Origin of the sequence: Providencia sp. PROV255 (genome assembly GCF_028478065.1) — a bacterium.
Classification (GTDB): Bacteria; Pseudomonadota; Gammaproteobacteria; order Enterobacterales; family Enterobacteriaceae; genus Providencia; species Providencia rettgeri.
The window spans coordinates 22932-40131 of the sequence record NZ_JAMPMI010000006.1 but is presented as its reverse complement, the minus strand read 5'-3'; the positions used below and the strand labels follow the sequence as shown (position 1 = coordinate 40131).

The window sequence follows — 17200 nt, the reverse complement described above, 5'->3', positions numbered from 1 at the left end:
TATTAATAACTAACTTATTTATTTTTTTATATATTTTATTTCCCAATTACATACTCATATTATGATCCTTACGTGCCCGTAAGCACGCAAAGATAAAGCACATTCTTTAATTCAACCCTAAACTGTTTTTACTTCACTATTATCATTCTCACGCAGCATTAATTATCCATTTTAAAGATGATAACAATATGAACTTAGAAACACTTTTAGCTTTATCATTGTTTTCCTTTGTAACATCCATAACGCCAGGTCCAAATAATATTATGTTACTTGCTTCAGGCATTAATTTTGGATTTAGCAAGACATTACCGCATTCATTTGGGGTATCAATTGGTTTTCTTATTATGCTGTTTGCTGTCGGGCTAGGAGTCGGGGCATTGATCCAATCATCCCCTATAACTTATTCAGTATTAAAATATTTTGGAATTATTTATTTGTTCTGGCTTGCATGGAAAACGACTATTAGCCATTCAGTTGCACAATCAAATAACCAGGAAATTAAGCCGCTAACTTTCTTAGAAGCAGCATTATTTCAATGGATAAACCCTAAAGCATGGATGATGGCTATTTCAGGAATGGCGATGTATACCAATATAAACGCCCCCTATTTATCAATGGTACAGGTTGCCGTTATATTTGCGGCCATCAACTGGCCATGTGTTGCTATTTGGGCGATGTTTGGCAGTAAATTAAGAGAAAAGCTAAAACAACCTAAGACATTAAAACGCTTTAATTTAGTCATGGGTGTTTTACTGGCGCTTAGTGGCGTTTCTGTATTATTTCAATAGCAAATTTACGCGTGCTTATTGTTATAAGCACGCTTGTTTATCATGAAATATCATGATTGCCTTGCGTGAATAGCCGTTAATTCCGCAATACGCATGATCACACTAACTGCCTGCTCCATACCCTCTTGTGTTATAAATTCATGTTTACTATGGAAGTTATAGCCACCTGTGAAAATATTTGGGCACGGTAAACCACGATGTGAAAGCTGCGCACCGTCAGTACCACCCCGGACGGGTTGGATAATTGGCTCAATACCACAATCAAGCATTGCTTGCTTTGCTAATTCAATAACATGTGGGTACTTCATGACCTCTTTATGCATATTATAATAGGTATCATCAAGTGTCAGTTCGATATAGCAGCTTGGATGTAACCCTTCCCCAACTTTTTCAGCAATTCGAATGATATTTTTCTTCCTAGCTTCAAAGCCCGCTAAGTCAAAATCACGAATAATATAATTCAATTCTGCCTTTTCTACTGTCCCTTTTAACGATGTTAAATGATAAAAGCCTTCATAACCTTCGGTGTTTTCAGGTGTTTCATCAGGTGGTAACATCGAATGAATACGGTTCGCTAGCCCTAATGCATTCACCATTACGCCTTTAGCTGTACCGGGATGCGTGTTATTGCCAACAATTTTAATAGAAACGTTAGCTGCATTAAAATTTTCATACTCTAACTCACCAACACCACCACCATCGACGGTATAGGCCCACAATGCATCAAATTGTTTAAAATCGATATGACGAGCCCCACGCCCTATCTCTTCATCAGGGGTAAATGCAAGACAGATTTTACCATGAGGAATGTTCTTACCCTTTAAACGTACTAGAGCTGTAATTATTTCTGCGATACCCGCTTTATCATCGGCACCGAGTAAGGTTTTGCCATCGGTCATGATGAGGGTTTTGCCAATCATTTCATGCAGCACTGGAAACATCACTGGGGATAGCACTTCATCACCTATACCTAACGCGATATCTCCCCCTCGATAATTTTCGAGTACTTGTGGACTCACATTTTTACCTGAAAAATCAGGTGCTGTGTCTAAATGTGAAATAAACCCAATAGTAGGAACATCCCAATCAACGTTTGACGGTAAATAAGCCATCACACAACCTTGATCGCTAAGCGTTATTTTTTCAAAACCTAATTCATTCAGCTCGTTAACTAATGCACGAGCAAACTTTAGCTGTCCTGCGCTGCTAGGCACTGTTTTGGCATTTAGTTTTGATTGTGTATCGAAAGCGGTATATTCAAAAAACCGCTCTAAGAGTTTGTCCATACCCTTCCCCCTAAAATATCAATGTCCATATTATGGGAAAGATCACAGATTCAATTATTGTTTCAAATCAGCTTTCCTGTTAATGCTCTCTATTTTTTGCAGGAAATCGTTAGTGAAATTTATTTTTTAGCGTAATTTTTGTAAGCTACCTATTACACTGGCAATCAATACCTATAATAAATAAGGGTAATAATCAAATTGTATTAATTAGTAGGTTATTATTTATTTGTTACCTAATTACCTCTTATTTGGTTAAATATCACTCACCCACTACACGAATCATCAATCATTAAATTGAAATAGTATGCTATATATGAAGTCTTATTATTTTATTTATTAGCTAATTAATAAACAAAACGAAATTTTACTCGTTAACAGGAAAATTCATGTCAAAAACATGTTTAATTTATGGTGTTAGTAAAGGCTTAGGTAAAGCATTGGTCGAAGGATTTCCTGAAAAAGCAGACCATATTTATGGAGTGTCTCGCTCAAAGCCTCCTTTTGAACACATTAACTTTACGTGGATCCCTGCTGATTTAAATGATATTCATAGCGCGAATGCCATTAAGCAGATTATTCAGGATCAACCTATTCATACCTTAATTTATAATGTGGGTATTTGGGAGAAACTGGCTTTTAGTGAAGAATACCAATTTGAATCGACTGATGACATTGAGCTGCTCAATATGATTCAAACCAATATCAGTGCTTGTTTATTAAATTTAAAAGCACTATTACCCAATTTACGTTTAGCGAAAAATAGCAAGATTATATTGATCGGTTCCACATGGGGCCTAGATAACCATAATGGCAAAGAAGTCGCCTTTTCCGCCACGAAATATGCCCTCAGAGGCATAGCACAGTCATTAAGAGAAACACTGCGTGAAGATAAAATAGCAATATCAGTCATAAACTTAGGTTATCTAGCAACTGAATACCCATTAACGGTTCCTGCCGACGAAGTCATTGAAAAAAGTAATGGACAGCTAATCCCATTACAAGATGTTGTCAATGCCGTACGCTTTATCACCAGTACGAGCAATGCAACCTGCGTCAAAGAGATTACGATGCCGGCCATGATGGATACAAATGTCTAACCTATAAGAGAAAACAATACGTTTCCCCTTATATTATTATGTATTGAAAGCTTATTGCGCTGTATTTTTAACCTGTAACTCTGTAATAAGCTTATTGATATATTCAACAACGACTTTGCTGGCTAAACCATAGTGTTTCTCATCAAACTCACTTTCCACTTGGCTAGGCTCTAAATTAAGTTCGACCGTATGTGCCCCATGTAATTTAGCCTCATGAACAAAACCTGCCGCAGGGTATACATGACCAGATGTCCCAATTGAAATAAAAATAGTCGCAGATTCAAGGGATTGATAAATATAATCCATTCCAATTGGCATTTCACCAAACCAAACAATGTGGGGTCTGAGCGGCTGAGGAAACTGGCAACAATGACAGCGGTCATCGGCAGATAAATCCCCTTTCCATTCCAATACTTGATTTGACCAGTTGCAGCGAACTTTTAATAGTTCACCATGCATATGGATAACTCGCTGACTTCCCGCTCTTTCATGCAAGTTGTCTATATTTTGCGTAATTAACAAAAAGCGGTCACCAAAAAGCTCTTCAAGCTGAGCAAGTGCATAGTGAGCGGCGTTAGGCTTAATATTTTCTTGCTGTAACTGCCGACGCCGTTCATTATAAAAACGTTGTACTAATTCACGGTTACGTTCGAAACCTTCAGGTGTTGCCACATCTTCAACGCGATGCTCTTCCCATAATCCATCCGCAGAACGGAATGTTTGGATCCCAGATTCAGCTGATATACCCGCTCCTGTTAAAACGACAATATTGACCTTTTTCATGTTATCCAATCTATTATCTATATAAAAAGACCGATTGCGAAGTCGCTGGCGGCGTATACATTTATTCTTGCGAGCTTTTTTTAACCTATAACGAAATCGCAACATCAAAGCTTCCTTTCATCCATATAACCAATAAATTTATATCATATTAAATATTAACTGCTTTTTACCATGTCATTATGACATGAATTTAGAAATGCTGATTGTGTGAAATTATTAAAATAATCAAGCTCCAAGTACTTATTTTATTGGCAGACTAACTATTTCCTTACCATAACTGATGACATTATCTAAATGTTAACATACTAAAACGCATCATCTTGCTGAATGCAAATAAAAATATCGAAGGTATCGATTTTGTCACTTTTTATTCATAAAAATGACATCTTTATTTCATAAATACGCCATAAAACTTCCACAATGATAAAACAATAAAAAAACCTTTCTTCTTCACTCGCGCTACCGCTAAAATATGCCTCGCAGATTTTACTGTGTTATTAACTCACCACTACAAGGGATTTCATGGAAAAGTTTTTTGAAAGAGCAATGTATGCTTCACGTTGGATTTTAGCGCCTATCTATTTTGGGCTTTCACTGACACTATTGGCTTTAACCATTAAGTTCTTTCAAGAGCTATACCATATTTTGCCAAATATCCTTTCAATTCCTGAAGCAGACTTAATTTTGACGCTATTATCATTGATTGATATGGCATTAGTCGGTGGTTTATTGGTGATGGTAATGTTTTCAGGTTATGAGAACTTTGTCTCCCAAATGGATATCCCTGACAGCAGTGAAAAACTAGGCTGGCTAGGTAAAATGGACGCATCATCATTAAAAAATAAAGTCGCGGCCTCCATTGTGGCAATTTCCTCTATTCACCTATTAAAAATCTTCATGGACTTAAAAAGCGTCTCAAATGACAAACTGATGTGGTATGTCATCATCCATTTAACCTTTGTATTATCTGCATTTGTGATGGGCTATCTAGATAAAATGACCAAGAAATAAACGGTAAAATTTACACTCAAAGTGCCTAATTTAAACATCTAGGCACTTATCTATTCACTAATTTCATCTTTATCTCCCTCGTCGATTTCTGCTTTGTGTTACCATCAATAGTCTAAAAGACTAGTACCAAGGAACTCTACATGAGCCAACATTTTGTCGGTAAATATGAAGCTGAAATTAAATTTCAATTATCGGATCCCGACACCTTCTTACACAAAATAAGAGCCGATTTAGCTGAGCCATTTACGGAAAATAATACAGAGACAGATTATTTCTATGAAAACCTACATTCACCACTGGCTGACAAGAACGTCAGTATGTGCGTACGTGAAATGGTGCCATCAGGCATAAAGTTGTGGATAGTCAAAGGCCCTGGAGCTTCTGAATGCAAAGCCATTAATATTGATGACTGCAACCATGTGCAAAACATGTTAACGACATTGGGATATCATTGCTACTTAACCACAACTAAAATAAGAAGCATTTATTTTCTGAATGATATCCACATCACAATTGATCACTTGAGTGGGATCGGCTGGTTTGCTGAGTTTGCCATTATGACTGATGAGCAGGACTTACTGGATAGTTTATATCAAACGTTGATGGCGACCGCCAAACAGTATGGTTTTACAGAAGCGATGGTAGAAACTCGTAGTTATAAACAAATGTTTTTAACAGCACAGTGATTATATAAAGAGCCAATAAATTTTTGGATTTATACCCTAAAAATCATTGGCTCTCTAACCCTAATAACTATTGCCCACTGAGAATACGTGCAGGGTCTAACTTACTCGCTCGGCGAGCAGGATACCAACTGGCTAGTAAGCTTAATACAATGGTTGTAATTAAAACATAAACCACATCCATGACATGCAATTCAGAAGGTAAAAAGTCAATAAAATAGACATCACCCGATAAAATTGGATGACCAACAATAGCCTCTATAACCTTAATCATTGGTGTTAAATTTAAAGATATGACGACCCCAAGTACAGCACCAATCAGAGAACCAACCAGCCCACCCAACAAACCATACCATAAGAAAATAGCACGAATCTGCCTATCTTTTGCCCCTAAGGTGCGCAATACCGCGATATCACTACTTTTATCTTTAACCGCCATAACAAGAGTAGAAACAATATTAAAACACGCAACGCCAATCACCAATATCATAGCTAAGCACATGATACTTCTAACCATTTGGATATCATTGTACATATAACCATAATCACCTATCCAACTTTTTACAATAACATGATGCATAGTTTTCAAGCCTGCATCATAAACGACTTGATCGGCAATAAATGGGTCTGTGGCTTTGATTTCAAATCCCGTCACACCATCACCATAGTCGAGATATTCTTGTGCATCAGCGAGAGGAACGAGTGCTAGCTGGTGATCAAGCAAGCCACTAAGCTTAAAAATACCCGTCACTTGTACACGAATACGCTTAGGCTGCTGAATCTTTAAGCTGGCATCGGTATTTGGGATCATGATTGTCACCCAATCCCCAACTTTCACATTTAATGCATCAGCCACACCTTGGCCTAAAATAATCGATTGTTTGCCCGCTTCAAAATGCTGCCAAGCATCATTAAGAATGAATTGTGGTAATGCACTGACTTGTGGCTGAGTTTCTCGTGAAACCCCCATCACTTGGATTGCTTTTAAATTTGCACCACGCTCAAGTAACCCTGTAAAGTTAATGTAAGGGCTAACGCCTTCAACCCCTGGCGTTTTCCGGATAACTTGTTCAGCAAACTGCAAATCCTTATAGGGTGGTTTAACAGCATAAATTTGCCCATGGGGAACAACAGATAACACACGGTTATTTAATTCGCGTTCAAAGCCATTCATCGCGCTCAAACCAATAATTAATACCGCAACCCCAAGAACAATACCCAACGTTGAAACTATCGAAACTAACGAAACCATCCCTGTTCGGCGGCGACCACGGCTGAAACGCAGCGCTGTGAGTAGTGAAAGAGGCAACTTAGACATTACCGCGCCCCCAAGGTAATATCCTGCTGCAAATGCCCATCACGCATTTCCAATTGGCGAGATAACCGGCGAGCCAGTGTCATATCATGGGTGACCACTAAAAATGCAGTCCGCTGTGTTCGGTTTAATTCCCCCAACAATTCAAAAATGGCATCTGCATTACGTAAATCAAGGTTACCTGTAGGCTCATCCGCTAAAACCAGTGCAGGCTCATTCACTAACGCCCTTGCAATAGCAACACGCTGGCGCTCCCCTCCTGATAATTCAGAAGGACGATGCCCCGCCCGATGCGCTAGTCCAACTGCTTCTAGCATTTCAGTGGCTTTCGAAAATGCAGTTTCTTTCGCAATACCACCAATTAATAAAGGCATCGCCACATTTTCAAGGGCGGTAAAATCCGGTAAAAGGTGATGAAATTGATAAATAAAACCTAAATCTTTATTACGAATAGCAGCTCGCTCATCTGAAGATAATTGATTAATATGCTGGCCACGAAAGATAACATTCCCTTCTGAAGGAGTATCTAACCCACCCAGTAAATGTAATAAGGTACTTTTACCCGAACCAGAACTTCCCACGATGGCCATCATTTCCCCCAGCCCCATGGAAAAACTGACATTTTTCAACACTTGCGTCGACAATGTCCCTTCCTGATATGTTTTACTTAAATTTTCACAGACCAGAAGTGGTTGTTTATTCATAACGTAACGCCTCAGCAGGTTGAACCGCTGCTGCACGCCAAGAAGGATAAAGCGTTGCCAGCAGAGAAATCAGCATTGCACTAAGTGCAATAATTAAAATACCAGAGTAATCAAGCACAATCGGTAAAGAGACACCTTTTGGTAATAAACCAATCAGCGGCATAATGACATTCAGTTGGCTAGAAAGTATCGTACCTAATATTGTGCCAATGAGTGAACCAATCACCCCCGCTCCAGCGCCTTGGATCATAAAAATCATTAAAATTCGCCAACGTTTGAGGCCAAGGGTTTTTAAAATAGCGACTTCACCTTGTTTTTCCATCACTAACAATGATAGTGAAGTAATAATGTTGAATGCCGCCACCGCAATAATTAAACTGAGCAATAAGCCCATCATATTTTTTTCCATGCGAACGGCTTGGAAAAACTCCCCTTTACGCTCTCGCCAATCTTTCCATACTAAGCCATTCGGCAACGCTTGCTGACTTAGAACATCAACCTTTAGGGGCTCATCCAAATATAAACGCCACCCAGTAATATGCCCTGTAGGATAACGTAACATGCGTGCGGCATCTTGTTGTGCTACGACAAGTTCACTTGTATCCGCTTCCCCATTTGTTTGGAAAATACCCGCCACAGTAAATAGGCGCTGGCTAGGAATGCGCCCCATTGGTGTTAGTTGACTCACCCCAGGTATAATTAAGCGAACTTCATCACCACGTTTTACCCCGAGCGTTTCTGCAAGTTTATTCCCCAGAAAAACATTATAACTGCCTTCTTTAAGGTCACTGCGTTGCCCAACAACCAGTTTATCCAATAACAGAGAAGGTTCTTCAGGTTCAATCCCCCCCATGACGCCAACGCCAACATTGGTTCGGCTTTGTAATACCACGTCAGATTGCACAATAGGTGCGATATGGCTGACACCGTTTAAATGTTGTAGACCAGTTATTGGATACTTTGCTGGGTCTATATTTCCAGAGGCAGATGTTAAAATTGCCTGCGGCATATAAGCAAGTATGCTATCTTGTAAAGATCGCTCGAACCCATTCATCACTGAAGTGACGGTTATCAATGCCGCCACCCCCAGTGTGATACCAATAGCAGATAAACTGGAAACGAAACGCCCAAATTTATCCGCAGCACGCCCACGTAAATAACGTAGGCCTATAAATAATGAGACAGATTGGTGCATGAAATCTATGATGCCCCTGTTGCCAAAGCGAAGTGTTCAGCGATAATAAAGGGTACGATTGATGAATGGAACCACTCGATGGTTTTTTTTCTGTTTTGAATGCCTTTTTGTCTGACTTTCAGACGAATTACGAGTTAAAACTGATTGTTTTGTTACGAATTTTGTAGTTTAACTATCCATTAATTAACTTAACTATTTTTCGTACAAAAATTGGCTATATTTGTGCTAACTCTTGTTTAACTGCTTACTAACCGCTGTGAGATACCGAAGATTTCTATGTTGTCAAAATTTCGTTATGAACTCCCTAGTCGTAGTGGCGATGTTCGCCATTTAGGTTGCCTTATCGGGGCGGCTGGTGCACTTGAATGTGGAGAAATAATACAACGTCATCAAGGGCCTGTTATCATCGTGACACGTGATATGCAAAATGCATTACGTTTAAGAGATGAAATTCAACAGTTTACAAAACACCCTATAGAGACACTTTCTGACTGGGAAACATTGCCATATGACAATTTCTCTCCCCATCAGGAAATTATTTCTCATCGTTTATCGACACTGTACCGCTTATCCAGTTTACAAAAAGGCGCGTTAATTCTTCCCGTCAATACACTGATGCAAAAAGTCTGTCCTGCTGACTTTTTAACCAGCCATGCCTTAGTGATGGCAAAAGGTGACAAACTTTCCCGAGATAACTTACGTAATGAACTCGATAACGCTGGTTATCGCCATGTAGAACAAGTTTTAGAACATGGTGAATATGCCACACGTGGCGCTTTACTCGATTTATATCCTATGGGAAGTTCATTGCCATTTCGTATTGATTTCTTCGATGATGAAATTGATAGCTTGCGAACTTTTGACGTTGACTCGCAAAGAACACTCGAAGAAGTAGAACAAATTAATTTACTGCCAGCTCATGAATTTCCAACCGATAAAGACGCTATTGAACGTTTTCGCAGCCAATGGCGCGAGCGCTTTGAAGTTCGCCGTGATCCAGAACATATTTACCAGCAGGTCAGTAAGAATACCTTACCAACAGGTATAGAGTATTGGCAGCCTTTATTCTTCGCGCAGCCACTGCCATCGTTATTTGAGTATTTACCACCATCAAGTTTAATTGTTTCGCAGAGCTTACAAGAAGCGGCTGAACGCTTTCAGGTTGATACTCAGCAGCGGTATGAAAGCCGTGGTGTCGACCCAATGCGCCCATTGCTCCCACCTTCAGAGCTATGGCTAACTGTTGAACAACTGAATCAATCGTTAAAAAAATGGCCTCGTATTCAATTATCACCCGAGTCTCTGCCCAAAAAAGCGGCAAATACCAATTTAGATTACCTGCCATTACCGGATATCAGCACACAGGGGCAAAGTAAAACACCGCTCGAAAAATTGCGGCAGTTTACTGAACAGTTTGATGGAACTATCGTCTTTTCTGTGGAAAGTGAAGGCCGGCGTGAAACTGTTACCGAGCTCTTAGCACGTTTAAAAATTCGGCCTGATATTATTCAAAGCTATACTCACCCTACTGACAGCCGATTTGCCATCACGATTGGGGCCGCTGAGCATGGCTTTATTCAATCCGATATCCATAGGGCATTAATTTGCGAAAGTGATTTACTTGGGGAGCGAATTGTTCGCCGCCGAACAGATAATCGCCGCACCATTAATACAGATACCCTCATTCGCAATTTAGCTGAATTGCGCCCTGGGCAACCCGTTGTTCATATTGAACACGGTGTAGGTCGTTACCAAGGTTTGATTACCTTAGAAGCGGGTGGTATTAAAGCTGAATATTTAATTTTAACCTATGCAGGCAATGATAAACTGTATGTTCCAGTTTCTTCACTCCATTTAATTAGCCGTTATGCGGGTGGCGCTGATGAAAACGCCCCATTGCATAAATTAGGTAGTGATAGCTGGGGGCGAGCCCGTCAAAAAGCCGCAGAAAAAGTGCGCGATGTTGCGGCTGAACTTCTTGATATCTATGCACAACGTGCAGCTAAAGCGGGCTTTGCTTTCAAGCATGATAAACAACAATACCAAGAATTTTGCCAAGGCTTTCCTTTCGAAACGACACCTGACCAAGAAGTCGCTATCAATGCCGTTCTCAGCGATATGTGCCAACCCTTAGCCATGGACCGATTGGTTTGTGGCGATGTAGGCTTTGGTAAAACCGAAGTGGCAATGCGAGCCGCATTCTTGGCGATTAATAATAACAAGCAAGTTGCCGTTTTAGTGCCCACGACACTACTTGCCCAACAGCATTACGATAATTTTAAAGATAGGTTTGCTAACTGGCCTGTCCGCATCGAAATGTTATCACGCTTTAAAACAGCGAAAGAGCAACAACAAATTATTGCACAAACTGCTGAAGGTAAAGTTGATATTCTAATTGGTACCCATAAGTTACTGCAAAGTGACTTAGTATGGAAAGATTTAGGCTTACTCGTCGTCGATGAAGAGCACCGCTTTGGTGTCCGCCATAAAGAACGCATCAAAGCTATGCGTGCAGACGTTGATATCCTAACACTGACAGCCACACCGATCCCTCGTACTCTTAACATGGCCATGAGTGGCATGCGTGATTTATCGATTATCGCCACACCACCAGCTCGCCGTTTGGCTGTGAAAACCTTTGTTCGCCAATATGATGACTTAGTTGTCCGTGAAGCAATTTTACGAGAAACTTTACGTGGCGGCCAAGTTTATTACCTTTACAATGATGTTGAAAATATTGAAAAGGCAAAGGCACGCCTTGAAGAGTTAGTTCCTGAGGCACGCTTTGTTGTTGGCCATGGTCAAATGCGCGAACGTGAATTAGAGCGCGTTATGACGGATTTCCACCATCAACGTTTTAATGTATTGATATGCACTACAATTATTGAAACGGGTATTGATATACCAACAGCGAATACTATTATTATTGAGCGTGCTGACCATTTCGGGTTAGCTCAACTCCATCAACTGCGTGGCCGAGTAGGACGTTCTCACCACCAAGCTTATGCATACTTGCTCACACCACATCCAAAAGCGATGACCACTGATGCTCATAAACGCCTTGAAGCCCTTTCTTCACTGGAGGATTTAGGTGCGGGGTTTGCTCTAGCAACTCACGATTTAGAAATTCGCGGTGCAGGTGAATTACTTGGTGAAGATCAAAGTGGCCAAATGACCACGATTGGTTTTACCCTCTATATGGAACTGCTAGAAAGTGCTGTTGATGCGCTAAAAGAGGGGCGCGAGCCTTCATTGGAAGATTTAACTAGCCAACAAACCGAAGTTGAATTACGCATGCCTGTTCTGCTGCCAGACGACTATATTCACGATGTGAACATTCGCTTATCTTTCTATAAACGAATAGCCAGTGCTAAAAATAGTCAGGAGCTCGACGAATTGCGTACAGAGCTAATCGACCGCTTTGGCAGCTTACCTGACGCAGGTAAATTCCTGTTAGCTAACGCAGCTATTCGATTACAAGCGCAATCCCTTGGTATTAAACGTATTGAAGCCCATGAAAAAGGTGGTTTTATTGAATTTGGTGATAAAAATAAAGTCGATCCAAGTTTCTTAATCAGCTTATTACAAAACCAGCCACAAACTTATCGGTTAGATGGCCCTGTTCGACTAAAATTTTTCCACGATTTAACAGAACGAGCCTCTCGACTAGAATTTATTAAGCAGTTACTTATCGGATTTGAAGAACACCAAATTATCTAGGTTTAAAGCTATAAAATGATAAAAGGCTACTTTCGTGTAGCCTTTTATCTCTATAATTTTTATATAATTATTATTCCACAAAGCCAAATGTATTTTTGTTCGGTTGCAGTTCTAAGATTGTTGATGAGTTTCTGGTGATTGACAATTCATTTTGTTGCAAACAATAAAATGGTAATAATTCTTTTATATCACTGCGCATGGTTTCACACACTGAATTAGATGATGTTAGCACTAAGCGCCCTTTGTCATCCAAAGGAATAAACATTGATGGTTCATAGGATGTTCTAACTTTCCCAATGCTTTTATCAATTTGGTAAACGACGTCATATCCAACAATAACTAATTCCATTTTTTGTGTGTTAACACAGGTTTGATTTTGCATATCAAACAGAGATGGAAAGCCTTTCCCTTGTAATGCTTCAATCATGAAAATCATTTTGCATTCGCTTTGTGCAGGATGAAACCGAGAAAGGGATTGTTGGTTAAACGTGCCTAAGACTCCTGTTACTGTACAATTTTGGTACTCAACAAGGCGATTAGCTTTGATCGGCTCGACAGATAACACTGTCGCCAATTTCGTTTCAGGTTCTTGGTTGAATAAAGTCACGAGCAATACAATAACGAATACCACTACAGTTGCTAATAACAACTTAAATTTTAGCTTCATTGTATTAACCCTTATTAAAATATGCCGCATCTATTGTAACCACAATCTAAAATAATTCGATAATTACGTACTATTTGTATTGTTTTTTGGAATTATCTTAATTTATCATCAAAACAAGTATTTATTATAACTGTATTAGAAACCATAAGTTTCACCATTAGTGCAACTTCACATATCACCTCAATTGAATGCGTTATTTTATAATTAATAATCAATAAGATAGATGGAGTGATTTCCATGATAACTTTTCGTTATATAAATACATTTATACTTAAATTATTTTAAACTTAAGGTAAGCTAAATTATATTGACTCAATATATATTAATTTGTAGGTTTTAATTTCATTTAAATAGAATATATAAGTAATAGTGGCAATATAATCGATATTCAATCTCTTAAATTTGATCTAAATAGTTTTTCCAAGTAATATTTAACATAAATAAACCTTGACAGATTCAGTTAATATACTTTATTAGCATACCTATTTATCATTATAAAATACAAAAAAACATGCACCTGTTATATAAATACACAGGTGCATGGCGATCATCAAACCAAATTAAACCAGTAACTACTCGTAGATTAATGCAGTTTTAACTTTGGTCGAATAATTCTGTTAATACTGCCAACAAGCATCATTAGCCCTGTCTTAATGTAACCATGTAATGCAATTTGGTGCATACGATATAAAGAAATGTATACAAAACGCGCAATTCGCCCTTCTACCATCATATCCCCACGCATTAAATTCCCCATTAAGCTACCAACTGTACTAAATCGAGATAGTGAAACTAATGAGCCATGGTCTTTATATACATACTCTTTTAAAGGTTTGCCTTTCATTAAAGCAACAATATTGTCATAACAAAGGCTGGCCATTTGGTGGGCTGACTGTGCTCTTGGAGGAACAAAGCCCCCTTCTGGCTTAGCACAAGATGCGCAATCGCCAATAGCAAAAATCATATCATCACGAGACGTTTGCAATGTCGGCTTTACTACCAATTGGTTAATACGGTTTGTTTCTAATCCAGCGATATCTTTCATGAAATCAGGTGCTTTAATCCCCGCTGCCCAAACCATTAGGTCTGCATGAATTTTACCATCTTCTTTAGTATTCAAACCATCTGCATCAGCACTGGTTACCATAGTTTTCGTCAATACATTTACACCTAGCTTATTAAGTTCTTGGTGTGCGGCACTTGAAATTCGCGGAGGTAAAGCGGGTAGGATACGCTCGCCTGCTTCAACTAATGTGACATTCAGTGCATCTGTGTCTAACCCTTTAAAACCATAGCTGGTTAATTGCTCAACCGCATTATAGAGTTCAGCAGATAACTCAACCCCCGTAGCTCCCCCCCCAACAATGGCAATATTAACGCTCTCTTCTGCGTTATCGCGTACTGAATAACGTAAAAATAGATTTAACATTTCATCGTGAAAACGGTGCGCTTGGTGTGGGTTATCTAGGAAAATACAATGTTCTTTAACACCCGGTGTACCAAAATCATTCGAAGTACTGCCTAATGCCATGACTAAAATATCGTACTCAAGCTCACGCAAAGGAACTAATAATTCACCATGCTTATCATAAAGTTCACCGAGAACGACTGTTTTATTTTCACGGTCAATATTCGTTAGTGAACCCAGTTGGAAATTGAACGCATTATGGCGAGCATGAGCCAGATAGCTTATCGCATCGACGCCATCATCTAAAGAACCTGTCGCAACTTCATGCAATAGCGGTTTCCATAAATGACTCGGGTTGCGGTCAACCAACGTAATTTGTGCACGTTTCTTACGGCCCAACTTACGGCCTAAACGTGTTGCCAGTTCTAATCCACCAGCACCGCCGCCTACAACGATGATTTTGGGTTGAGATAAGGTCATAAATCCCTCGAAACAAAATATATTAATGTTATTTAAGGCTTCTCATCTAGAAAAGCCTTATATAACAATAATTAGCCACAGCTCCTTCCATACCAACTAGAATATCATGAGTGGTCTATTGGTAATACCAAATATTGATTCACATCAATTTAGTTGATTATTATGACTACGATCACATTCGTCAAATCATTTTTTCCACCAAATGAATCGAGTCAGCTTTTTGGTATTTATATCAATCAATTGTTTAATTCCACAGATAGAATGGTGATAATGAGAATCATTATTCTATCATTTTTTATTTGTTGCGCATAATCAATTACCCTCTTCTCATTTTCAACATACCTCTAAATAAAGCACAAAAAAAACTCCAAGGATGATAAACACCCTCAGAGTTTTTCATGAAATATTAAATTTTATTATTTAATTTTCTTGATACGCACATCAGTTGGAACTGAAACTGGCGAGTTATCTTTAAAGTATTGCATTAATGCTTCGTTGTCTGGAAGGCTATAAACACGGTCTTTACCTTGATTAAAGGCAGAGAAACGGCTACCACCAGTTGCTAAGAATTCATTTGCAGCAACACGATAGCTTTTATTCATGTCTAACGGCTTACCGTTTAATTTCATTGATTTTTGAATAACTTTGTCACCCACTGGGCGGCTGTCATCCCACTCGTAGTAAAAACCTTTAGAAACAGGCATAACTTGCGGACGAGCACGATCCCATTGTTGCTCAAGTGCTTGCTTGATTTGAGCACCTGTCAGTGACTGTGTGACAACCACATTAGAGAACGGTTGCACCGTGAAAATGTCACCATAAGTCAATTCCCCTGCTTTCATGTCAGCGCGAATACCGCCACTGTTCATAAATGCAATTTGTGCACCGCCTGCTTCTTTACTGGAGGCTGCATATAATTGACCATCTGCAATAATCTTACCTAAGGTAGAATCCCCTGCTGGTAATAATTTTTTATCCACATTAGCCGTCAAAGACCCCATCACTTGCTGTGAAATAGGTAAGGCAATTTTTTCGTATTTTTGTACGAAGGTGGTTAACTCAGGGTTTTTCTCATAACGGCTGGTTTCAACGGGGATATTTTTTGCATTGATGCTAACAATATCTTTCGTATTTCTATCAATCTCAATATTTAATTGAGACAATAAAGTCCCATTAGATTGAGCAGAAATTACTGTCATTCCATTGATTTCACAATTATATGCTTGGTGCGTATGGCCACTAACAACAAAGTCTACATTAGTATCTAACTGTTTAACGATATCAACAATTGGGCCTTTGATATTATCACAACGGTTAATATCTTTAACTTTAGTGTCAACTTGTTGTGTTGCGCCTTCATGGATCAAAACACCGATACTATTAATACCCTGTGCTTTTAATAACTTAACTTGGTTATTGATAGTTTCAACTTCATTTTTGAATTCTAACCCTGCCGTTCCACTTGGCGTTACGATAGCAGGTGTACCTTCTAACGTTAAACCAATAAATGCCATTGGAATGCCATCAAACTCTTTAATAAAGTAAGATGGGAACAGAGTTTCACCTGTTTCTTTAACAATAACGTTAGCTGCTAAGTAGTTAAAATCAGCACCCGCAAAGGAATCTTTACCCACGCAACCTGCGGTTGGGTGACAGCCACCGTTTTGTTTTCTCAGCAGCTCTTCTTTACCTTTATCAAACTCATGGTTACCAACTGCGCTGGTTTCCATACCAATCGCGCTTAGCGCTTCAATTGTGGGTTCGTCATAGAACATTGATGACAGTAATGGGCTAGCCCCTACTAAGTCACCAGCGCCAACCACGATAGTTTTATCGTTTTGTGCTCTTAATTGATTAACCAGTGTTGCAATTGACTCAATTCCGCCTAATTTACCATCACCCGGAGCTTGTAAAGCACCATGGAAATCATTAATACCTATGACTTGTACTTTTACAGTATCTGCATTTTTGGGAGCACAACCCGCCAAGAGTGCACCAGAGATAAGCAGTGTGAGTAATCCAATTTTATGTTTCATTTATCCTACCTTTTTTAATCTTTTTCA

At 39.1% G+C, this 17200-nt stretch carries 13 protein-coding genes; 5 read left to right on the top strand and 8 right to left on the bottom strand.

Translation table 11 applies throughout. The annotated features are described in order from the left end of the window. Positions 1 to 188 precede the first annotated feature (188 nt). On the top strand, positions 189 to 788 hold the full coding sequence (locus tag PR725_RS05505; protein WP_109911610.1) for a LysE family translocator: 600 nt from the start codon (positions 189 to 191) through the stop codon (positions 786 to 788). A gap of 50 nt (positions 789 to 838) precedes the next feature. Here PR725_RS05505 and pepT read toward each other — a convergent pair whose 3' ends face one another. Further along, positions 839 to 2074 carry a peptidase T gene (gene pepT / locus PR725_RS05500; RefSeq protein WP_004911762.1) on the bottom strand — a complete coding sequence of 412 codons (1236 nt, stop codon included), beginning with the start codon at positions 2072 to 2074 and terminating at the stop codon, positions 839 to 841. A gap of 386 nt (positions 2075 to 2460) precedes the next feature. On the opposite strand from pepT, the gene PR725_RS05495 reads away from it, so the two are divergent. Continuing rightward, a complete protein-coding gene (locus PR725_RS05495; RefSeq protein ID WP_110731988.1) occupies positions 2461 to 3171 on the top strand; it encodes an SDR family oxidoreductase in 711 nt (236 codons plus the stop codon). Between the two features lie 51 nt (positions 3172 to 3222). Here PR725_RS05495 and cobB read toward each other — a convergent pair whose 3' ends face one another. Beyond that, positions 3223 to 4056, bottom strand: coding sequence for a Sir2 family NAD+-dependent deacetylase (gene cobB, locus PR725_RS05490; RefSeq protein WP_272568232.1), 834 nt, complete (start codon positions 4054 to 4056; stop codon positions 3223 to 3225). 420 nt (positions 4057 to 4476) lie between these two features. Between cobB and PR725_RS05485 the strand changes: the two genes are divergently transcribed. Next, the gene (locus tag PR725_RS05485) at positions 4477 to 4965 is read left to right on the top strand and encodes a TIGR00645 family protein (RefSeq protein ID WP_004911769.1); all 489 of its coding nucleotides are present in this window, start codon (positions 4477 to 4479) and stop codon (positions 4963 to 4965) included. A 140-nt stretch (positions 4966 to 5105) separates the two neighbouring features. Then, positions 5106 to 5651: a class IV adenylate cyclase gene (locus tag PR725_RS05480; protein ID WP_004911771.1), complete on the top strand. Its 546-nt coding sequence runs from the start codon at positions 5106 to 5108 to the stop codon at positions 5649 to 5651. A gap of 67 nt (positions 5652 to 5718) precedes the next feature. On the opposite strand, the gene lolE is transcribed toward PR725_RS05480, so the two are convergent. From lolE to lolC, 3 genes are read right to left on the bottom strand one after another with little or no spacing between them, the layout of a single operon-like run. Next, positions 5719 to 6966 (bottom strand): lipoprotein-releasing ABC transporter permease subunit LolE, encoded by a 1248-nt coding sequence (lolE, locus tag PR725_RS05475; RefSeq protein ID WP_272567968.1) that lies wholly within the window; start codon positions 6964 to 6966, stop codon positions 5719 to 5721. Then, positions 6966 to 7667 carry a lipoprotein-releasing ABC transporter ATP-binding protein LolD gene (lolD, locus tag PR725_RS05470; protein WP_004911778.1) on the bottom strand — a complete coding sequence of 234 codons (702 nt, stop codon included), beginning with the start codon at positions 7665 to 7667 and terminating at the stop codon, positions 6966 to 6968. Before lolD ends, lolE begins: the two co-directional genes overlap by 1 nt. Next, positions 7660 to 8862 carry a lipoprotein-releasing ABC transporter permease subunit LolC gene (lolC, locus tag PR725_RS05465; protein WP_004911780.1) on the bottom strand — a complete coding sequence of 401 codons (1203 nt, stop codon included), beginning with the start codon at positions 8860 to 8862 and terminating at the stop codon, positions 7660 to 7662. The genes lolD and lolC overlap by 8 nt, the downstream gene beginning before the upstream one ends. A gap of 276 nt (positions 8863 to 9138) precedes the next feature. On the opposite strand from lolC, the gene mfd reads away from it, so the two are divergent. Further along, positions 9139 to 12582, top strand: coding sequence for a transcription-repair coupling factor (gene mfd / locus PR725_RS05460; RefSeq protein ID WP_209102162.1), 3444 nt, complete (start codon positions 9139 to 9141; stop codon positions 12580 to 12582). A gap of 70 nt (positions 12583 to 12652) precedes the next feature. On the opposite strand, the gene umoD is transcribed toward mfd, so the two are convergent. From umoD to PR725_RS05445, 3 genes are all read right to left on the bottom strand, one after another. Next, positions 12653 to 13249, bottom strand: a complete 597-nt coding sequence (umoD, locus tag PR725_RS05455) for a UmoD family flagellar biogenesis regulator (protein WP_272567962.1) — start codon at positions 13247 to 13249, stop codon at positions 12653 to 12655. Positions 13250 to 13832: 583 nt separating this feature from the next. Beyond that, the gene (locus PR725_RS05450) at positions 13833 to 15137 is read right to left on the bottom strand and encodes an NAD(P)/FAD-dependent oxidoreductase (protein ID WP_004911786.1); all 1305 of its coding nucleotides are present in this window, start codon (positions 15135 to 15137) and stop codon (positions 13833 to 13835) included. Positions 15138 to 15553: 416 nt separating this feature from the next. After that, positions 15554 to 17173 (bottom strand): bifunctional metallophosphatase/5'-nucleotidase, encoded by a 1620-nt coding sequence (locus tag PR725_RS05445; protein WP_272520186.1) that lies wholly within the window; start codon positions 17171 to 17173, stop codon positions 15554 to 15556. Positions 17174 to 17200 lie beyond the last annotated feature (27 nt).